The 20,316-nt window shown below is 58.4% G+C and carries 13 protein-coding genes, 1 pseudogene and 1 riboswitch; of the genes and pseudogenes, 5 read left to right on the forward strand and 9 right to left on the reverse strand.

All coding sequences use genetic code 11. The features are described 5' to 3' along the window. Window positions 1-287 precede the first annotated feature (287 nt). Window positions 288-2,000 (reverse strand): MFS transporter, encoded by a 1,713-nt coding sequence (locus tag CO675_RS00080; protein ID WP_097670059.1) that lies wholly within the window; start codon window positions 1,998-2,000, stop codon window positions 288-290. Between the two features lie 1,272 nt (window positions 2,001-3,272). Between CO675_RS00080 and CO675_RS00085 the strand changes: the two genes are divergently transcribed. Together CO675_RS00085 and CO675_RS00095 are read left to right on the forward strand one after the other, a co-directional pair. Then, on the forward strand, window positions 3,273-4,028 hold the full coding sequence (locus CO675_RS00085; RefSeq protein WP_198964444.1) for a Crp/Fnr family transcriptional regulator: 756 nt from the start codon (window positions 3,273-3,275) through the stop codon (window positions 4,026-4,028). Window positions 4,029-4,919: 891 nt separating this feature from the next. After that, a complete protein-coding gene (locus CO675_RS00095; protein WP_097670060.1) occupies window positions 4,920-5,501 on the forward strand; it encodes a LabA-like NYN domain-containing protein in 582 nt (193 codons plus the stop codon). 202 nt (window positions 5,502-5,703) lie between these two features. Here CO675_RS00095 and CO675_RS00100 read toward each other — a convergent pair whose 3' ends face one another. Beyond that, entirely contained in the window at window positions 5,704-5,919 is a 216-nt protein-coding gene (locus tag CO675_RS00100) for a hypothetical protein (protein WP_097670061.1), read from the reverse strand. A gap of 935 nt (window positions 5,920-6,854) precedes the next feature. Here CO675_RS00100 and CO675_RS00105 point away from each other — a divergent pair. Beyond that, window positions 6,855-7,998: pseudogene (locus CO675_RS00105) on the forward strand (8-amino-7-oxononanoate synthase). An 834-nt stretch (window positions 7,999-8,832) separates the two neighbouring features. On the opposite strand, the gene CO675_RS00110 reads toward CO675_RS00105, so the two are convergent. The 3 genes from CO675_RS00110 to CO675_RS41935 all read right to left on the reverse strand — a co-directional run bounded on the left by CO675_RS00110 (window position 8,833) and on the right by CO675_RS41935 (window position 11,175). Then, window positions 8,833-9,582 carry a carbonic anhydrase gene (locus CO675_RS00110; RefSeq protein ID WP_245452567.1) on the reverse strand — a complete coding sequence of 250 codons (750 nt, stop codon included), beginning with the start codon at window positions 9,580-9,582 and terminating at the stop codon, window positions 8,833-8,835. A gap of 8 nt (window positions 9,583-9,590) precedes the next feature. Continuing rightward, entirely contained in the window at window positions 9,591-10,310 is a 720-nt protein-coding gene (locus CO675_RS00115; protein WP_097670828.1) for a thermonuclease family protein, read from the reverse strand. 361 nt (window positions 10,311-10,671) lie between these two features. Continuing rightward, window positions 10,672-11,175 carry a transposase gene (locus tag CO675_RS41935; RefSeq protein WP_143278844.1) on the reverse strand — a complete coding sequence of 168 codons (504 nt, stop codon included), beginning with the start codon at window positions 11,173-11,175 and terminating at the stop codon, window positions 10,672-10,674. A gap of 289 nt (window positions 11,176-11,464) precedes the next feature. Here CO675_RS41935 and CO675_RS00125 point away from each other — a divergent pair, with 289 nt between their 5' ends. Then, window positions 11,465-12,466 (forward strand): effector protein NopP, encoded by a 1,002-nt coding sequence (locus tag CO675_RS00125; RefSeq protein ID WP_283808094.1) that lies wholly within the window; start codon window positions 11,465-11,467, stop codon window positions 12,464-12,466. Window positions 12,467-13,213: 747 nt separating this feature from the next. On the opposite strand, the gene CO675_RS40325 is transcribed toward CO675_RS00125, so the two are convergent. The 4 genes from CO675_RS40325 to CO675_RS00145 all read right to left on the reverse strand — a co-directional run bounded on the left by CO675_RS40325 (window position 13,214) and on the right by CO675_RS00145 (window position 16,024). Beyond that, entirely contained in the window at window positions 13,214-13,354 is a 141-nt protein-coding gene (locus tag CO675_RS40325) for a hypothetical protein (RefSeq protein WP_158231159.1), read from the reverse strand. 63 nt (window positions 13,355-13,417) lie between these two features. Then, entirely contained in the window at window positions 13,418-13,687 is a 270-nt protein-coding gene (locus tag CO675_RS00135; protein ID WP_097670065.1) for a type II toxin-antitoxin system VapC family toxin, read from the reverse strand. Window positions 13,688-13,824: 137 nt separating this feature from the next. Further along, window positions 13,825-14,025 carry a type II toxin-antitoxin system VapB family antitoxin gene (locus CO675_RS00140; protein WP_097670066.1) on the reverse strand — a complete coding sequence of 67 codons (201 nt, stop codon included), beginning with the start codon at window positions 14,023-14,025 and terminating at the stop codon, window positions 13,825-13,827. Window positions 14,026-15,175: 1,150 nt separating this feature from the next. Next, window positions 15,176-16,024 carry a nodulate formation efficiency C protein gene (locus CO675_RS00145; protein WP_097670067.1) on the reverse strand — a complete coding sequence of 283 codons (849 nt, stop codon included), beginning with the start codon at window positions 16,022-16,024 and terminating at the stop codon, window positions 15,176-15,178. Window positions 16,025-17,373: 1,349 nt separating this feature from the next. Then, window positions 17,374-17,576: riboswitch (cobalamin riboswitch) on the forward strand. Between the two features lie 102 nt (window positions 17,577-17,678). On the opposite strand from CO675_RS00145, the gene metE reads away from it, so the two are divergent. Further along, complete coding sequence (metE, locus tag CO675_RS00150; RefSeq protein WP_097670068.1) at window positions 17,679-20,024, forward strand: 5-methyltetrahydropteroyltriglutamate--homocysteine S-methyltransferase; 2,346 nt, start codon at window positions 17,679-17,681, stop codon at window positions 20,022-20,024. Window positions 20,025-20,316 lie beyond the last annotated feature (292 nt).

Here is a 20,316-nt window from a genome sequence, read left to right on the forward strand (position 1 = left end):
GCACAACATATTGCTGGACCTGCTCGATGACGCGACCAACGTGCTGCACATGTACGGCTGGCCCACTGCAAAGTCACCGTACGCGCAGTAAGCGTGAAGGTAGAATATGAGATGCGAAGCCCGAACGTTTCGTCGCTCTCGACAGAAATTGTCACGCGATTGTCGTTTACTCGGCTTGACGCTCTTTCCGATTTTCGCGAGGCAATGCAAAACGCGTCCGGCTACGCAACTTCCATGTGGTGAAGTGTCGATTGCTGCCTTCTGGGGCGACCTGCCCGCAAGCTGGGTCACTTGACGGGGGGCCGCGGCCGGCTACGTAGTGCCGTTGCCGGGCTTGCGATCTCCCCTCGCAGTTCAGCTGCGTACTCGATCAAGTCGTCATTCGAGCGTACCGAGCCGAACGGCCTTTCCAGCATGCGACGGACCCGTACCGGCGCGGGGCCGATGTGGAAGCGAATCGCCTGCTGCTCCAGCGTACGTTCCCACCGCGTCGATCGATTCCGCCAACGCAAATAGTCGAGCCAGGTTGGACAGTGATAGCGCTCGGTCCACAATTCCGGATCGGCGATGTCTCGCGCGATCGACCAGCCGTAGGCGCCGTTGCGTTGCCGAGACAATTGCACGTCTTGCATCACGTTATGAAACGCCCTGGCATTCTCCTGTGCAACCCGGTATTCGATCTCGACGACGAGCGGGCCACTGCGTCCGGTCAAGGCGAGCCGTACCTCGGGATCGGCGAGCGGCTCAAGGTCATCACCCCGCGCGTCGATGCGGGGCATAGGCAGCCAACGGCCGATGAGGGGGGAGGCGAGCATCAGGGCGGCCGACACCAGCAGCGCGGTTTCGACCCCCGCCGCGTCGGTCAGACGGCCCCAACCCCAACTGCCCACGGCAATCCCGCCAGAACTCGCCGCCTGATAGGCTGCAAGCGAGCGTCCGGCCACCCAGCGCGGCGCCGACAGTTGCACCCCAATATTGAATACCGCCCACATCATCATCCACATGGCACCTGCCAGGACGAGTGCCGATGCGGTCAATACCGGTTCGCGGCTGAGCGCAGCCGCAGCCATCGTCGCGCCCATGGACAGCGCACAAGCGCGGATCGCGGCCTCGCCGCTCAACCGCTTGCGCAGTTCGGTGATATTCAGTGCGCCGACCACCGCACCAAGGCCAAAAGCGCCGAGCATGATACCGTAGGTCTGCGCGTCGCCATGCAGGAGATCGCGCGCCACCAGCGGCATCAGAGCGGTGATAGCACCGCCAATGATGCCGGTCACGAGGCTGCGGGCCAGCACAATCTTGATCGAGGGCGAATTGCTGATATAGCGTATGCCAGACACCATCGCGCGGCTCAATCTTTCAGGCGGCAGGCGTGAGGGCGCGCTGATGCGTTTCCAAAGCAACAACGCGATAATCAGCGGCAGATACAACAACGTGTTGAGCGCGAATGCGGCCACTGCTCCCGCGGTTGCTACCACGACCCCGCCGATTGCCGGACCTACGCTCCGCGCGATATTGTAGCTGATGCCGTTCAGCGCGATCGCAGCAGGCAGCTGTGCTTCCAGCGGAACTTGTTCATTAACCGACGATTGCCAAGCCGGTCCCATTAGTGCCATGCCACTGCCGACAACGAGGCATAGCATGAGCAAGAGGTTGGGCGTGGCCAACCCAAGCCAGGCGACCACCGTCAGCCCGGCTGCTCCGGCAAGCGCCAATCCAAGTGAAGCCAGCGCCACGACGCGGCGGTCATACATATCCGCGATCGCCCCGGCCGGCATAGAAATCAGCATCACTGGCAGTAAGAGTGCGGTCTGCACCAACGCGACCTTGTCAGCCGACGACGTCATTTGGGTCATGGCCCAGGCCGCACCAACGCCTTGAATCAAGATACCGACGTTGGACAGGAGGCTCGCAAGCCAGATGCGCCTGAAGGTCGCGTGCCGCAGCGGCGCCGTGATGCCCTCGGCACTACGCGTCCACGCTTTTTGTGAATCGGTCATATCAGTTCGTCATAATCTACCATGATTTGATCTTGGCAAGGATCACAAGGATGTTCCTGGCGCGATATCGCGTTCAGTGCCTCGCCGTATAATGAAATGCTTCGATCGTGTTTGATTGACAGTGACCTGCTGCTTCTGACGGCTTGCGCCTTCATAGCAAAGGCAGCAGTGCAGAAAACAGGAATAGTCTCATCATCGGCGTGATCCTGAAGCCTCTTATCACAACGGGATCGCCTGCCAATCGTGGCGCGGCATGACTTGCGGCCTGTCTCACACCTGTTCACTCCTGCGCGCTGCTTGCATGGTCTTGGTTGATAGATTGTGTTCGCTGGCAGATGTAAACTTTGTACGAAGCGGACAGATGCGGGCGGAATCTCCAGGCGCAACATTTGCGTCGCCAGCTTACCTAGCCCTCACTGCGAGGGAGCCCGCGACTCCCTCTCGTAGGACTCCTCGACTCAGACAGCTCCGAGCAGTGATTGACGAAGATGGTTGTCGCTTGCCAAGTCGTTTCGCGTCAGTATGGAGCATTGAACGTCATCGGAGACAGTTTCAGACTTGAGCGTTTGAGCGCGCATTTTTCGCGCAGCACGCGCGATAAGGTTTTTAGCCCCAATGCCGCTATGGCCGCCGGTGTGGAAGCGGCGAGGCGCGGCAAGGCAGGTCGTAGGCACACCCCATACGGTTTTAAGATGCGACGAGATTTTGCTCCGGCCGCACGCATGGAAACTCTCCTGAGACCTCTGCATCGCACGAAACGATCCAATCTGGTACCAGGACGACACGCGCTGTCGAAAAGCTGAGTTGTTCGTACCTCACGTACGGTCTTTGTCGGAGCGTCCTTTACTGCGCAGGTTCTAAAGAAAATACGACTGAACCGTGACAACACGTTCTATATGAAACATTGGCAATGACGGACAAGCACTGCCCGCTGGGACGTTGCAGGCAAGAGAATGGGTGCCTCAAAGAGCTGATTGTGTGGCTGATATTGTCTCGCGCGACGTCGTAAAACGCGTGGAAGACCTGAACTCCCGTGAGTTTGTGGCACAGCGTGGTTTGGCGCTTCAAAGCAAGTGGGCAGGCTCCGCCCGGTCTCCGCAGAGGCGGGTCCACTTGCCGGGCATGCCACAAGAAAAGCAGCCAGGAGACCATAACCGACCACGTACTCGCTGTCGTCGACAACCAGACTGCTCCAGAAGTGCGGCTCGCAAGCGGGCGGTCAACACGCGGTTGATGCTTTAACCTCTTTTGGTTCGCCCCAAGGAGTGAGCCTTGGTCAAAAATGCGATTCTGGTGCGGCTGTCCTTGCGAGGCCTTGCGGCAATAGGGGAGTTCCTTGAGCCGATCACCCTGCAAAAAGGCATGGCTCTGCATGAGCCGAATAAGCATGTCGAGCACGTCTACTTCATGGAGTCGGGCCTGGCTTCACTGAGAATTGTCACGGCGGGAAGCATGCTGGAAACGGCACTCGTAGGATATCGAGGGGTGGTCGGCGCTTCGTTCTTATGGGGAGGGCACCTTGCGACGCATCAATCGGTCGTACTCTTTGCCGGAAGCGCGCGGCGGATCCGTGTCGAGGATTTGCGTCGAATAATAAAGCTGCGCCCAGAGATCCGAGTGCATCTCTTTAAGTACATCCAGGCGCTGACGTTTCAGTGCGTTCAGACAGGATTGTGCGGAGTTCGACACGATCGCGAACAGCGGCTTTCCTCCTGGCTTTGTTTGGCGAGTGATGCTGTTGACGCCCGTATGCTGCCGGTCACATATGACTATCTTTCTAATGCCTTCGGATTGCGCGGTGCCGGAGGCGCAGAGACGCTGGTCCGATTCGAAGAACACGGGCTGATTCGCAAGATGCGCGGCGCATTGCACATTGATGATCGAAAGTCCCTCGAGCAAAAGGCTTGCTGTTGTTATAAGCTTGTGTCGGCCGCTTATGCCTCTTCAACTCATTGTATTGAAACGAGTGGAGTCTTTGGGGCTGTCTCCAAAAGAGGCCGTCGCGATGATTATGCGCCAAGATGCTGAGTCTATTGTAAGGCAAGCTGCACCCGCTTTCGCGACGTCTTATGGCTGGGTTGTTGCCCGGGTTTACGACGACCGCATTTGGACTGGCGCAGGATCTTGCGCCTGGTCACATCTTAAGACCTGATCGGGGCGGTCAATGCTCGGGTGAGAGCGCGAATGCGACGCTCGGGTAGCAAACCAGGCTGTTTGTCCTTTGCGTACAGAGTTCGGCCGAGCGCAGCCGAAGGGAACAAGGTATTTATTGGCCGGCATGGCGGACGGAGATGGCAGGCTGCTGTTGATCAGCGGGGACGTGAACAGTGGAAGAACCGTGCTGCAAGCATGAGATTGTGTGCCTCAAAGCGCATTTCGTGAAGCGATCTGAGATAACCCACGTGACAAGGCGACAGGGACGGAGGGTGAAAGGAATTGCTGCGCCAGAGTTCCAAGCCGGGGGGGGCGGCCAGAAATGACATTTGTCATGAGATCATCTGCTTTTCTGCGGTTTTGGCCGACCAAGACTGGGGCGACCTCCATCGAGTACGGTCTGATCGCGGTGGCGGCTTCCGTTCCGCTTATCCTTGCGCTCAACGGTATTCGTCCAAAGCATAACGCTGATTGCAGTGCTGCGCCTGTGCACACCGTTCGACCGGGCAGTTTGACAGGCTGGATCTCGCACGCGAACCCATCACGGGCAATCAACGGAACGTCGAAAAGGCGTCCGCTGGATCCTCGGGCCGATGATATGAAGTCGATGGAATAGGAGGCGCGATCTGTGCATGAGCTAGATAAAAATCTCGTCCCATGTCCTTGGAAGAGGCCCCTTCGCTGCCAACTCTCCGGCTCTTCCGCGTAAGTGGCTAGTTCATAGCCTGCGCGGCCCCGCGCACCATTTTGGAAGCTGGAGCAGTGATGTCCCGATTCGAAAAGCTTGCTATCTTTATCGATGGTCCCAACCTCCACGCGACCGCCAAGGCGCTTGGTTTCGAGATCGACTACAAGCGCCTGCTTGAGGAGTATCGGAGGCAGGGCCGGTTGCTGCGGGCATTCTACTACACGGCGATTGCCGAGGATCAGGAGTATTGGTCGATTCGGCCGCTCATCGACTGGCTGGACTATAACGGCTATACCGTCGTCACTAAAGCAACCAAGGAATTCCTTGACGTCAGCGGGCGGCGTAAAGTGAAGGGTAACATGAACATCGAGCTTGCGGTCGATGCCATGGAACTCGCCGGGCATATCGATCAGATGATCCTGTTCTCTGGTGACGGCGACCTCCGTTCCTTGGTCGAGGCCGTGCAGCGCCGCGGCGTCAGCGTCACCGTCATCTCCGCCAACACGATCCAGCCGCCGATGATCGCAGACGAGCTTCGGCGGCAGGCAGACGACTTTATTGAACTAGCACAGTTGAAGCCGAAGTTGGGCCGCGATCCGACCGAACGGCTCGGGTCCGGGACAGGTGCTGGCAAGCGAGAGTCAGCCAGCGCGGAATAGCGCATGTGGTGATGCGATCGCGGCAAGTGGGCATGATGCCCGGCAGCCCCCCGGCGCTATCCCGACAGCACGACCATCACGTTGATGATTTCCTCCTGTCAGTGCATCTCGCGTCTGTCATGCGGTTGTAGACGCCGATGCCATCCTCTCGTACCAACTGCACTTGTTGCTGCCTGTATCGCCGGCACGACCTCTCGCCTCCTCAGGAGGCCTTGACGATGACTTCGGCCGCGTCCCCCACCGGCTGACAGGCTGGGCTGGACCAGTGCCCGGATTGCCGTAGTTCGCTCCCAACCCGAATCAGGCTGAACTGCAGCCGGAGGCGTTCCTCCTTCTCGTACCCGCTACGCCAGAACAGTGTTTCGGCATATGCGCGCATGCGGAACCGGTAAAGCAGTCGGTAGAAGTGACTGGTCATGTCCCTGGTCCTAGTCCATTGTCGCCAACGAGACGCTTTTCACGGCACCATTGTCTTCACTGAGCGCGATGTTTGAATGCAATTTGGTCCCGGGTGACGCTTGAAACCGGCTTTGGAGCGCCTCTTTTGATGGATTTTCATCCCGCGGATCCTGGCTCACGACATAAGTCGCAGTGGAGTAAATTCGATCTCCGCCATGGTGACCGATACCTCAGCTATAAGTCAGAAGCGGATGGCACAAGCTTGGTGAGGAAGATCAAGTCGATCTCGTGCAGCACCTGGCGTCACTCTGCGATCAATCGCCGTCCTGGATGTCGCGAGGATTCATGCAAGCCACGATAAAAGCACGAGCGCTCAGGTGCTGAACGTGTGCTTCTGATACGATTGGATCACGCTCGCTGAGCGAATACGCGCGTGTCCGCTTTGTACGAAGTTTGCGCGCGCATTTGGAACCACAATCTGCCACATAGCTGGACGAGGTGGGGTGGCCCGCACCGGCTGGTTCACTCTCTCGGCGGGCGTTCGGCGAGGGGCTTTTGGGTGTGGACGATAGGGGCGCAGATGCCACCTGGTAAGACTGGCATCAAGGGGAGCAACGTCGGCATTACTTGCATTTGCGAGCGCTTCGAGGATCGCATCGGAATGCGCGTCCTGCTTGCTTGATGTTATGCAACGAAGTCAAAGGCGTGCGATCAGTGGTGCCACTGAGCGATCCTGGTGCGTTTTGGTCGCGACGGTCAAAAGCGGGATTCAGCCGAGCAGGCGGCTTGTTCGCCGGACGGGCATTCCCGATGGACTTTAGGCGCCGTGCTTCTCGGCCAGCGGCGCAGTTGCTTGCAAATTCGACGCGCATCGGTGACATGACACAAGGTGAGATCGGTGCCACGAAGACGCGGTCGGTTGCGCGCTGCTGCAAGCGGTAGGAAATTTGATCAATGAATACGCCGCTTAATGGCTATGTCGCGGCTCTGAAAAGCTTTGCATGAAGACGATCGGCTCCGCGGCCTGAAGCCGCGCAAAGGGACTGATTTTGCTTCAAGCGATTATCTGGCGCTGGCGAGTGCGCCCCGTATGAAGAAGGCTCTGTTCACCGCGCTCGAGGTCGGAACGCCGATCGGAGCCGGTGGGTCACGGCTACTGCGCGGAAATTGTGAGGAGCACGAAGCTCTAGAAGCGGACGCCGCTCGGTTCTTCCGGGCCGAGACCGCACTGTTCTTCGGTGGCGGTTACATTGCAAATTTTGCCGTTCTGACAACGCTGCCGCAGCAGGGGGATTTGCTTGTTCTCGACGCGCTCGCGCATGCTAGCCTTCATGAAGGCGCACGAGCGGGCCGAGCCGAGTTCCAGATAAGCGGCCATAATGACGTCCAGTCGATCGAAGACACGATCGGCGACTGGCGCGCCAGGGGCGGAAGAGGACGCGTCTGGATCGTGGTGGAGAGCCTCTACAGTATGGACGGAGATTTCGCACCGCTTAAGGATCTGGTAGCAATCGCCGAGCGCCAAGAGGCCTTCCTGATCGTGGATGAGGCTCATGCCACAGGTGTTTACGGCGAGCAAGGACGGGGCCTCACTGCGCCCTATGAGGGGCGCGAAAATCTCTTGGTGATCCACACCTGCGGCAAGGCACTGGGGGCGGCGGGTGCCCTTATCACGGCTTCCGGCGTGCTGCGCGACTTTATGGTCAATCGGTGCCGTCCATTCATTTTCGCCACCGCTCCGTCACCCCTAATGGCCGTCGCGGTGCGAGAGGCAACCTTAATCCTGCAGGAGAAGCCCGACCGGCAACGACGTCTGATCGATTTGATCGACTTTGCACATCGGCAGTGCGCTCTGTGCGGTCGCGCGAGTTCTTCGAATTCGCAAATCGTTCCTTATGTTGTGGGCGACAACGCCCGTGCGATGCGGCTCGCTTCTGCGCTACAGGCGCGCGGCTTTGATATCCGCGGGATACGGCCGCCAACGGTGCCTGTAGCAACGGCACGGTTGCGGATCTCGCTGACACTTAACGTCGGGCAAGACGATGTATCCGACATGATCGATGCGTTGGTCGAGGAGACCTGGGGCGACGTGCAGTGAGGCCGCGCAGGATGATCAGGCTGATGTCGGGATCGGCAAAACGGTCTTCAAAGGTGCTTGCCGACGCACCCGCTTCGGAATTCAAATTGACAAGGCGCGCCCACGCAGAGCTACCACAGCTCGTTGGACAAGTTCTCAGGACGTCCGTCAATCCTTGAGTGCCAGGCTCGACGGGTGTAGGTGACGCGCAGAAGAATGTTCTGCGTTCCAGCCCGTGATCGCAACTGTCGCGCGCGCGAAAATTGCTGGTTTATTGCGGATCCAAAGTATGGTCTTACAGTTTCAGCGATGTTCCGAGATTGGCGGTCGCTTCGTTGGCTGATGCAGGAGAGACCGTTAGATGCCGTCGCGAGCAACAGTGTTCCTCACATCAGCAGGCTGGACCGCCGTCGTGATCCTAATTCTGCTGTATGTGATCTTCAGCCCGATCTGAGTCGGGGGCTTAACGGAACGATCTCTATCGGTTCCAAAACGGATGATCCGGCGATGATATGAAATTTGTCCGGTGTCGCCGAGCCCCGATTCGATCCCGACATCCATCGCAGCACATTTCTGCGGCTTCAGCCAACTGTGTTGACCAGTGCATTGACGGAAGGCATGGGCCCTGTTCGGTCGCGGCAGGAATTGTGTGGGTGCTGGCCGCGCGTTGCCAACACAAGTACGTAAAGTAAGAGGAGGATAAAGAGCCCGCGCATACAAAGTGGTGTCCTGTCCCGAAGCTGTATGTCAATTGTGCAGCGGATCACATCCGGTGCATTTACCGATGGACGGGTGAGTTTTGCGGAACTCAACCGAAGCCGTGCTGGGCGGTTCAAACGACTGCGAAAGTGCAGGTCAGTTCAGTAGATCGACCCTGCCGGTGTCGAGCCGGTACAGACCCCCGACGACCTTTAGTCTGTTCTGCTCAACTGCCGCGTTCAGAACCGGGCCCGCCGATTTAAGTTTCTCGACGTTATCGATTACGTTTTGCCGGGTGGCATTGGCGAACGCATCACCGCTTTGCTGGCGCGATTTCCGAACGGCAGGCGCAAGCGCAGTGACGAGGGATGGAATATGCCCCGGCGCCGGCTTGTCGTCGTTGAGCGACTTGATCGTGGCGTCTATCGCGCCACAATGATCGTGACCGAGTACTAAAATCAACGGTGTATTTAGCACGACGACTGCGTATTCCATGCTCGCGATCGTGACATCGTTGGCAAAATTGCCGGCGAGGCGGCAGACAAACAGGTCACCAAGTCCGCTGTCAAAAGCAAGTTCAGGCGCTATGCGAGAATCGGCGCAGCTCAGAACCGCCGCATATGGATTTTGTCCATCGACTAAAACCTGACGCTCGCGCTTGAAATCGTCGCCTCGTGATGCGCCCTGGACAAATCGGTCATTACCTTCGATCAGCCGCCTGAGCGCGGCATCCGGCGAGAGCAGATTGTCCGGCTTGGGCAGCTGTTTTGCTTCCTTCGCGTTAACGATGTTGTCGCCAAGCCGCATGCCAACCGCCGAAAACGCGAACAGCGACAGCAATAGCGACCGGCGCGACGGCCTTATCATCAGCGAGCAAGACATATTAGGGGAACGGTCTGCGTGCATGTGTCGCCTCATCGCGCCGCTTTACGCCATCCAGTGGCTTCAGCCTCCGCTTCGCTGCAGAACCATCGATCACCCAGCTTCTTCGTCATATCGATTTGTCCGTAACCGAGTTGCCCGGGCATGTGATAAGTGCGCTCGCCCCCGCGGCCCAGCGTGCCCTTTATCACACATTCGGGTGAGGGCGGGTCGGATAGCAAAGCGGATCCGAGCAGAAGTTCCTGAGCGTCGATCGGTATCGAGCTCGCGCCGACAACGATCGTGCCCTTGTTGCGGCGACGCCAGTCCCAAGGAGCAATGAACGCCCCCGACCATAGGCCCGCATAGGCATTGCTCGCTACAACCTCGTAGATAATGTAGGTGTGAGGATCGGATGATAGGGCCCAGCCCGAGCTTATCATCCATGCGTTCACGTCCTCGCCCGCGATGAAGCAGCTGCCGAGTGACCGGCCGTACTTATCCACCCCTGTGGTATGACAATCCCACGTTCGTCCATTCGAATGCCTGATAAGCTCATCGCGAGCAGCTATGCCGCAAGCCCATTTCTGGCCGTGGGCGTCGAGGCAGATCTGATCCGTCTCTGGCGCCTCGATACCCGAAAGCCGAATTTTGGTTTGCTCGATCTCAATGGTATTGCCATCGACGATGCGCGGAGGGCCGCTGAGTTTCGCTGCGCAAGCCGGAGTTGTGATGATGGCGAGCAATGCGGTTATCATCGCGCGACGTTTCATCCCGACAGCCTTTCGCTCTTGGTCCATGTGCTCAGAAACACGTGCAATCCGGCGTCGCCGCATTCGACTGCTTGATCGCACCATGTCGGTTACTTGGCCTGTGCTGCATCATTCGATGTTTGGTTGGTGGAAGCTCGATTGTGATTGCCAACCTACGGCCTGACGTAACGTGAGATTCAAGCGATTTCTTGTGTGAGTTGCGGTGGGCTTCCGGCCTCGACCGTCTCTCTCAGTAGGCGCACACCGCACCCTGCTCAAAATCATCGGGCACTGCGTCGAACTCGGTGCATTAGAAAACAACCGAGTGCTCCCGGTAAGAGAAAACAATCAAAGTAAATGAACATGGCTTGCAACGCGTTCGCTAGCGCCATCGTACAGCACGCGATCTTTCGATGTAGATTCGTCGATGCGCCGCCAGACATCGGGCGCAACCGTTAGAGCATGCTGTTTTTAGGTGGTTGGTGCACTCCTCCTCGAAGAAGAGATTGTGGAGTTCACCAACCTTTCGCCATGTTGCCTCGACGTCACGAAGCGCTGCGGCTCGCACGAGGTGTTTGAGTTTGGCGAAGACCTGCGCGATCGGATTGAGGTCAGGGCTGTAGGGCGGCAAGAAGATACGGCGGGCGCCTCTGGCGGGGATAGCTTGGAGGCGCTGCCCACAAGGCCTCCAGCCGCGTAGCGGCGCCATATTGGTCTTGATCCACGTCTTGTCGATGAAAACCAGCCGCGCGACATTGATCCTGCCTTGGTGCGCTTTCCAGCAGCTCCGCTTACGGGCGACGTCTGGGCGATCCTGCTCGGCTGGCAGAAGCGTTTTTTTGAAGCTGAGCTCCTCGGCGTGAACAACAGTCCACACCGCCCGCACGTCTGTTTTGATCTCCCGTGCAGTCAGCTCCCAGCTTGCGCAAGGTGAATGGCCCCGAGCGAATGGGTTCGCGCAGCCAGTCGGCGTTGGTATCCGACAGAACCCGCTTCTTATGACCGCCGATCTAACCGGGGCAGGTCCCCCCGATATCCCGTCTCAGATGCTTCCAATTCGTCACGCAGGGACGGGCTGATCTGTAGCGCCTCCGCAATCGAACGAACCATCTCGCCCGCGTCAGCCCGCGCCATGGCTCATTCGCGGATGTCTTCCGAATGGGGGCGCGTCATCCATGCTGGCCTCCGCCTCCAGCATGGAGGTCGAATCGGAAATCCCACTCGAGGGGAATCCCGATTCCAAAAAACAACAAGCTCCTAGTCAGCTTGCCGTAAGTTTCGCCTGGCTACTTTGGCGCGGCTCAATGCGCCTCAAATCAATAAGAAACCCTCTTGCCTTAGGAGTACGGATCCTCATGTACGGTCGAATTGGTGGGTATTATGAACCAGTTACGTGGGCATCCCACGACGAACACGCGGATGAAAGAGATTTCGAGGGCAGGTTCGCTAACATGCACCTGTCCGCAGCGGAGCCGACCTCCTCTTCTGCAGCGCCAACGTATTCTCTCGTGACCAAGCCTCCGATAGAGCCGATCGACAAGGATACGTTTCGCAGAGAAGCAAAGATCTTCCAAAATGATGATGAAATAATGCGCATCGCCGAGAATCCGCGGGAGTACTCGCGTTTCGTATCGACACGAGCCAAGAACGTCAGAGAGGCTGCAGAGGACTATGGCTCGACCAGAGATTCGGAGGAAGCGCGATACTACAGCTATCAACTTGGGAACAAAACTGTCGCATTGCTGCGGACGGAAGGCGGATACAGCATGAACGAATTCCACGACGACAGGTGGCGAGAACTGTTTCCCGGGCGAGAACACATCACCTCCGTCGTCGATCTTCAGCTTGCCCATCCCTTGGTGGAGAACGCAGGCGATATTCTGCTCGAGTATCAGCTTCGGCGAGATGCGCGAGAAGGCGAGCAACCGTTGCTCAAATGGTATCCACTTAACGAAGAATCGAAAGCTCGCGCGGCGAAGTTAGGTTTCGTAGAGGTCGACGATTGCAATATGGTACTTGATCCTACTCAGCATCCTGACAAATGGACAACGAATAGCGCAGGTGAATGGCAGCGCGCCAACAAACCTGAACGATATCTCGCTAAAGTAGACGACGGCGAGCGTCGTAATACCCATGTAGCAAGCTCCGGATACGCGTACGAGGATGACTTTATGTGACTTTAACCGGTGAGGACACGTTGACACACTTCGTCTATCTTCCCTGATTCTCGCGAACGATAGTCGTAGAGTGCAGTGCGCGCCTAGGGTGCGCCTGCCTCATTTGCCGCATCCCGTGGGCTCAATCCAGCTTGAAGTGCGCTCTGGCCACACGACGAGGGCCAGAGCATGAAGCGCAATCGTTTTACCGAAGAGAAGGGGTATTCGGTGCCCACGGATTGCGCCACCGGAATTCCGCCTTCGCACTTGAGACAAGCCGGTGAAGTGCATTTCCGGCGCGCCGCGCTCATTCCGACTGAACACGAGCCTGGTTTCAACTTGCCCGGTTCCGGGGGGGGCCATTTCCGCATCAAAGGTTTGATGCGAGATCGGTATTTGTGCGCCCTCCAATGCGCTATCTTCCAGAATACGACATGGTCGATGCGCCGGAATAGGTACGTGGTGAATCGGTGAACTTGTAGAACGCTGCCCATCCCGCCAGTTGACGGTTGGCCGGCGATCATGTCGACCGTGCTGACACTTTGATTGCCGGAAAGGCTACAGTGAGCCCGCGAACAAACACCTTCGCCTGTTCCTGGGTGTCGTTGTGACGACGGACAAGCGCCCGTGCGCCCCTCGCTTGCGAATGAGGTGTCCCCGGGTGGCGTCAGCATGAACGTGTCCGTCGGACCGCAATGAACGCATCACTCAACGCAGCAAAGCCAGGCGTCCCGCGCACGTCCACGCGGGCGCCCTGGAACTCAACCGTCACAAGGGCTGCATCGTGATCTGGAAGGCTCCTCGGCGGCCGGTAGCGCCGACTTCGACACCACCGGCACGAACGATCTGCGTGCGATCCAGCCGTCGCGGATCGGAGTTTTCCGAAAGCCGCTCGTCGGCCGCTGGCATCAGCGCCGCGAATTCGGGGCACGGCAGGGGGCTCGGGGTAATCGTACAGACGTTGCCAGCGGTCTATCCTTTATAGACCAGCTGGAGATCGGTTCGCGGAAAGTCGTCACCCTTGTGCAGCAGTGGCGCGCGATAGGTCTTGGCGCAGGCAGAGGCGAAACAGTCGCCAAGATTGAGCTGAGCCGGATGTCGCGCGTTTTCGAACCGATCGAATGCCATGGCGGCGGTCGATATCATGCCGTCGGCAATCGCGCACACGCGGATGGATCCGGCGTCGAGAAACTTTCGCACTGCCGCCTCCGCTTCCGGCGCACCCCATGCGTTGACGCGCATGAGAGCACAGATCGTTCGTATACCGCGATGGTGAGGTAAACGACCTCAGCCGCGTCTGGCTCGCGTAGCAAGATTACGACCAGGGCTGAGGCATCGATCGTCATCAGGCATCACCGGATAGATCGTCGAAAAACGCCTTATCGGCGGTCAGGCTTGGGAGCGCGGGCGATGCGGTCGAGCAGCGGTTGCACCCGCTCCCAGAGCGGCGTCTTTAGGCGTTCACGCTGAATTTCATGTTCGCAAGCCTCGCGAATGCAATCGAGGATCGGCTTGCCTTTGAGGGTGGCAAATTCACGAATGATCCGGTCAGTGTCGCGGTCTTTAATGTTGTAGGCCATGGGTACCTCTGCCCAGGTATATGGGTGTCCATACTTAGGTACCTTAGTAAGGGCGCGGTTCCACGCTCTAATTGATATTACAATTATATTTGTCGCCAAATGGGTCGCGAGAGAGACGAGCCACCAATTTGCAGGTCCGGTTTCATGCAGCAACGACGAGCTCTGCGGTCGGGCCAAAATCGGGATCTGGCACCGAAGGACTGCAGGCCGTGTTCGGTCCGATCTACGCGGTGAGCCCGGTCTTCAAAAGTCTTGATGCATAGGGACCAGGCGGCGCCTCCGCACGTTAGCGAGTGGCTCAGCTGCGCGAACTTCGTGGTCAGACGATCGGGTACGCCGGCGAAAGGCAGAGCGATCCATACTTAGCGAATTTGACAACATCGAGCGCTCCGTCGGCGGGGAGAAGGCGTCCGACCTTCGGAAGGGCATCGCGATCCAGAGGCGCAGTGGGCAGCCGTGAACTGCCGATCTCTCGTTGCGGGCTTGAAGTGGACGGCCGACTCAAAGCCGAATTTGTAACGAGAGACGGCGCCCGGGCGGGTGGGGAAGCGCGAAAGAAGCATGCTTCAGATCAGGATTTACGACGCGCAAACGATCCGCGTGAGGAAATCCAGATCTTCCGTCCCAATTCTGCGGCCGATCCGACGCAGCATGGCTGCAGAACTCCTCGCCGGGGGTACTCGGGAAAGGGGCCCGCCGCCATGAGGTATGCCGGCGTCGCTATCACTGCCCCGTTCCCGGGTACCCTTTTAACCGGTCTCGTCGCTGCACTCGCTCCCGCGTGCCGCCTTCGGCGTCACGCTCCTGCGGGTGCCATTGTCCGTTGAAGCGATGCGCTGCGCGCACGCTTGGTCAAAGCAGGGGCCGCAAGCATCGCTAGGCCAACTCCCACGAAGAATGGATCTAGAGCTGGCCGCGTCGCAGATTGGCGTCCGCTCGCTGCATGTGAGCGGGGAGGGCTAAACCGGCTCTCGTAAGCTGGCACGTGCGCGCCTGGTCAAGGCATCGCTTGCTTCGCGGAATGGGCCGAGAGCAACGGTGCTGCCCTATGACGAGCTGCGAGAGGCTCGCGGTTTGTCGCAAAAACGTTACAGGACAAGTCAGCGCTTCCGAGCGCGTGTGCTTTGCTGCTACTCCGAGGCGCTCGGCGTCAAGGAGCTGCGCCGCGATCTTGCTTTGTGTGACCATTGGCCGAGGCCTTTCGCGCCCTCTCTATTGCTTCCCGTTCCCTTGGCTCTATCCGATCGAACCAGGAGCCTGGAGGATAAGCCGCGATTCGCTTAGCGAAGAAAGATTGCGGCTCCCAATCTTGTCCCTCGCTCTTCTCGAAAGTGATGACGCCGTTGTGGGTAAAATAATGGGGGCCTGGAATCTTACAGTTCACCAAAAGCAGAACGCGCCACAGATCGCCCTTCTCGGTCGGCTTGGCATTGGGTTTCGACACGTAATCCACTACAACGGGTTCAATGATATGGCAGCGGCCGTGCCGCAGAAGATTGCCGAGCTTGCCTTGCGCAGTCGTCACGAAGTTGAAGTTGGCCGGATCATGCAGAAAGTGAAGATTCGCGTCCCTTTCGCCATCTGTGACCTCACTGGCGATCAACGAGAGCGCCAAGGCGCGCCAGCCCAATTCAATCGGCTTTGCATATGTCGATGCAAGTTTAATCGTCCCGTCAGTCGCGATCTTCCAAGTGATAGCGTACTGTTCGTCTGATCTGTTGTCCGGGTGCCTGGTCCATGAAAAATAAACGTACTCTGTTCGCTCAATTCCTTCAGCGACTCCCCACGATCGAGGCACAAAGTGAGCCACCTTCGAGACCTTGGAAATGATTTGTTCTATAGTCTCACCATCTTGCGCTCGCCACGTTGACTTGACTCTTTCGACAAGCGTGTGGTCGTTGGCGCGAACATTGTTGCTCGTCGCCGCCAGCCCGGCCAGGCAGATCAGCGACCGAGCGATACAGAACCAAAGCACGCGCCTTCCAGACGTTTTCTTCATTGCTTCCGGCTCATCTGGTTATCTTCCACACGTCAATCCAAAGCGGCACGTCTTCCTCAGCGTGCTATGCGCAGATCGCAAGAAGTTAGCGGCAACGTGACGCAGGCGCCTGCCGATGTCCCGCGCGAGCAGGCGCCGTCCCTCGATGTCACGCGCCGCTAACTTCAGTGGTCAGCCAAAGCCTCAATTTGCAATGCTGGACCTGCCCAGGAGGAGAAGCCTGGACAAGATGAGCACTTGCATTGTTCGTGCCAGGCAATAACCGGCAGTTCGCGGCAGATTTGTACTGTCTTTGTCGACTTACCGACCTACGCACGTTCTAATATTACCATTCAGCCTATTCGCCACGACTTCCGTGAATGATTCTTGTCACGCACTGAATCTTCGACAGCGGGCGAATGCCTCGCTGCCGGAGTCTTGACGACAATTGGGAGCAGGTATGCCGCCATCGATCCGTGTGATCCGGGGGCGTTGCCGCTACCACGAATGTCGATTGCGCCCCAGCCTGTTGTGCTTGGCACTTTGCGGCCTACACCAACGCGGAGCCGCCCTTCAGCGGCGCGCGATCTGGAATCGACGTTAAGGAACTTCACGGATCAAGCAGGCGGACGAGACGTGGCATTCTCCGCTCGCGCAGCGTTATGGGCCGCCGTCTACCCGCTCGTCATTGCAGTCAACATTAGAGGAGCTGCGCTTCCACGCAGCCGTGTCGACCGGCAAGAGGGAAGCCTCAGGTCTTGCTAGCTTCGGCTTGAACTACTCAACACTTCCGAGAGCATCTGTCTGACGGGGCGGCTCATAAAAGGCCTTGCCATCCAGCCGAACAGACCGACAGTAAAGACGGCAGTAGCAAAGACGCCGAGGGCGCTCCAAACAGCCATTTTCATTGCGAGGCTCTCTTTTGGGTTGTGGTGATTCAACATGCTTGCTTTGGCCATTATCACCAAAACGTCGGCGTGACGCCTACCAGGATTGGCTGGTCGCACATCGACACGTCCGCTGAGCACGCTGCTGGAGTTAGCGAATACCTCTTGCGCCTATTCGCCACTGATCCGTGGATATTGATGGAGAAGAAAGGGCGCATCGAAGCGTGCTCGATGAATCGTTCAAAAGCCGGGCCGCATGAAAAGCGTCTTGCGCGGCGCCGTGAGCTTCTTCGTGCTGGGCGCATTCGTCTCTTCCATGGATAAGACACGCCGCCCGACGCCACGCGCCTCCGAGATGGCCTTCCGATATCTAATGATTGGAGAGTGGCGTCCACGTCGCGATCAAGCGCGGCCGTGGAGTGTCATTCGCGTAAGACAGGCCGCAGCACCAATTTGAGAGGTTGACGGCCGAGTTCTCTTGCCGATAATCCAAGTCGTCGAGGTTCTCCGGTTTCCGTTTGATCCGGAGCTAAGAGGGAAGCCGGTGCCAATGCCGGCGCTGCCCCCGCAACTGTGAGCGGCGAGCCACTGTCCAACAAAGTCACTGAAGCCCGCGCGGCTTCGGGAAGGCCGGACGGCGGCAATGACCCGCGAGCCAGGAGACCTGCCCCGACAATATGTTCATCCACGGGCGGGGTGTCCCGGTGGTGCGCCAAGCAGCCGTCGCTCGGGCGACTTCTCCTGCCTGCGTCCGCCATGGCCTTTGCCCCCAACATGGGGTTAGCGCTATGTCTCTTCTCTCCCTTCCGGTTGCCACGCTCGGAACGCCGCGCATCGGTCCAAGACGCGAGCTCAAAGTCGCACTCGAAGGCTATTGGGCCGGGAGAATTAGCGAACAGCAGTTGCTTGAGGACGCAGCCGGCCTACGTGCCGCGAACTGGGCGCGCCAGAAGTCCCTCGGTGTCACCGTCATTCCGTCGAACGACTTCTCGCTGTACGATCAGGTGCTCGACACCAGCGTCATGGTCGGCGCCATCCCGGAAGTCTACGCCTCGAAAGCCGAGCCCGTTTCCCTCAAGACGTATTTCGCCATGGCACGCGGTTCACAATACGACGGCCGGGGTGCGAGTTGCGGCCACGGATCTCGCGACGATGGCGCACCCGCGCAGGAGATGACCAAGTGGTTCGACACCAACTACCATTACATGGTCCCGGAATTCCATCGCGGACAGACTTTCAGGCTGTCCTCTCGCAAGCCTATCGACGAGTATGAGGAAGCCAAGGCCCTTGGCTTTCAGACTCGCCCTGTCCTGATCGGCCCGGTCACATTCCTAAAGCTAGGCAAGAGTGCTGATCCTGCGTTCCAGCCACTGTCACTCCTGGATGACCTGATACAGGTCTATATCGAGGTTCTGCAGGAATTGGCCAAACGCGGGGCAAATTGGGTTCAATTCGACGAGCCCTGCTTGGTTCTTGATCTGGATGAGGAATCAAGACAATCCTTGCTACATGCCTATGACCGGCTCGCCAAGGAAGGGCCGGCCATCAAGATCATGGTCGCCAGCTATTTCGGTGGCCTCGGCGACAATCTTCCCACCGCCTTGCGCCTACCTGTCGCCGGCCTGCACGTCGACCTGGTTCGGGCGCCAACGTTATTGGACCAGATCATTACCGCCAAGCGAAGTGATCTCGTGGTGTCACTCGGCGCGATAGACGGCCGCAATGTGTGGCGGACGAATTTGTCGGCACTGCGCCAACGGCTCGATCCCGCTATCGCGAAGCTGGGCAAAGATCGCATACAAATCGCCCCATCCTGTTCGCTGCTTCACGTGCCGGTCGATGTTGAACTCGAGACGGAGCTCGCTTCAGACATCAAGGGTTGGCTAGCATTCTCCGTTCAAAAGATTCGCGAGCTTGCGACCTTGGCGCGCGCTCTTGCAGGCGATCAGGATGTTGCTGGCGCTCTTGCGCAGTCGGAGCGCATCACCACCGATCGTGGGACTTCGCCAAAGATCCGAGATGCCGATGTCGCCATCCGGATGAGAGCGATTAACCAGGCCACGCGCCGGCGCGCCAGTCCATTTGCCAGCCGTGCCGAGATCCAGCGCAAGCGCTTCAAACTACCGGCGTTTCCTACAACGACGATCGGATCGTTTCCGCAGACTGCAGAGGTTCGTAATGCCCGCGCAGCGCACGCGCGAGGCGCGATGAGCGACGGACAATACGACGAGTTCCTCAAGGAAGAGACTGCGCGTGCCGTACGTTGGCAGGAGGACATTGGCCTCGACGTGCTTGTGCACGGCGAGTTTGAGCGCAATGACATGGTGCAGTACTTCGGCGAACAACTCGCCGGCTTCGCATTTACCAAAAACGGCTGGGTACAATCCTATGGCTCGCGCTGTGTCCGGCCGCCGATCTTGTTTGGCGATGTTTCACGGCCGAAACCGATCACCGTGGGGTGGTGGCGGTACGCGCAGTCACTAACCGAGAAGCCGATGAAGGCGATGTTGACTGGACCAGTGACGATCTTGAACTGGTCGTTTGTTCGCGATGATATTCCCCGAGCCGAGGTCTGTCGTCAAATAGCGCTCGCGATCCGAGACGAAGTCGGCGATCTCGAAAATGCTGGTGCAGCCATGATCCAGATCGACGAGGCTGCGCTGCGCGAAGGATTGCCGCCGCGCCGATCGGAGTGGACGGCTTATCTCGAGTGGGCCGGGGATTGCTTCCGCATCTGCTCATCGGGCGTCGCCGATCAAACCCAGATCCATACCCACATGTGCTACTCGGAATTCAACGACATCATCGATGCGATTGCTGCAATGGACGCGGATGTCATCTCGATCGAGACTTCGCGGTCGAAAATGGAGCTGCTCGACGCGTTCCGGAACTACAAATATCCAAATCAAATCGGGCCGGGTGTGTACGATATCCATTCTCCGCGCGTGCCCGATTCGAGCGAGATGAAAGAGCTCGTGGCTTTGGCTCGAAAGCGGCTGCAGGATTCGCAACTTTGGATCAATCCGGATTGCGGCCTGAAGACGCGCAAATGGGAGGAGGTTCGCCCGGCGCTGGTGAACATGGTCTCCGCCGCCCGCGAACTACGCGCTGCATCCACTCCAGCCGACCGTTGACCTGGTCTGGTCTTTCATCGAGAAGGCCGGTCGCCTGTCAACGATTTGCGGGCTCGATAATTGTGGGAGGCATTGGTGAGCAGAAAAAGGCCCGGCCGCCTTTAGCGGCCGGGCGGAAGTGTGTCCGGGAGGAGCGACGCTGCTAGGCAACGTGCTGACTTCCATCGGCGGAAGGAGGGCGCCGATGGTTCGATTATGGCGGGGATATCCGCCGAAATCTGACCCCAGTTAAGGCGCAAGCTCGCGTAGCTCAATCGTGCCCTGGTATGCGGCCGATATAGCCTGGATTAGA

The sequence above is a fragment of the Bradyrhizobium sp. C9 genome (assembly GCF_002532045.1).
GTDB lineage: Bacteria > Pseudomonadota > Alphaproteobacteria > Rhizobiales > Xanthobacteraceae > Bradyrhizobium.

Coding starts and splice junctions, on each gene's coding strand:
- CO675_RS00080 (WP_097670059.1), bottom strand. CDS start 2,000: ATGACCGATTCACAAAAAGCGTGGACGCGTAGTGCCGAGGGCATCACG.
- CO675_RS00095 (WP_097670060.1), top strand. CDS start 4,920: ATGTCCCGATTCGAAAAGCTTGCTATCTTTATCGATGGTCCCAACCTC.
- CO675_RS00100 (WP_097670061.1), bottom strand. CDS start 5,919: ATGACCAGTCACTTCTACCGACTGCTTTACCGGTTCCGCATGCGCGCA.
- CO675_RS00110 (WP_245452567.1), bottom strand. CDS start 9,582: ATGCACGCAGACCGTTCCCCTAATATGTCTTGCTCGCTGATGATAAGG.
- CO675_RS00115 (WP_097670828.1), bottom strand. CDS start 10,310: ATGAAACGTCGCGCGATGATAACCGCATTGCTCGCCATCATCACAACT.
- CO675_RS00125 (WP_283808094.1), top strand. CDS start 11,465: ATGCTGGCCTCCGCCTCCAGCATGGAGGTCGAATCGGAAATCCCACTC.
- CO675_RS40325 (WP_158231159.1), bottom strand. CDS start 13,354: ATGCCAGCGGCCGACGAGCGGCTTTCGGAAAACTCCGATCCGCGACGG.
- CO675_RS00135 (WP_097670065.1), bottom strand. CDS start 13,687: ATGCGCGTCAACGCATGGGGTGCGCCGGAAGCGGAGGCGGCAGTGCGA.
- CO675_RS00140 (WP_097670066.1), bottom strand. CDS start 14,025: ATGGCCTACAACATTAAAGACCGCGACACTGACCGGATCATTCGTGAA.
- CO675_RS00145 (WP_097670067.1), bottom strand. CDS start 16,024: ATGAAGAAAACGTCTGGAAGGCGCGTGCTTTGGTTCTGTATCGCTCGG.
- metE (WP_097670068.1), top strand. CDS start 17,679: ATGTCTCTTCTCTCCCTTCCGGTTGCCACGCTCGGAACGCCGCGCATC.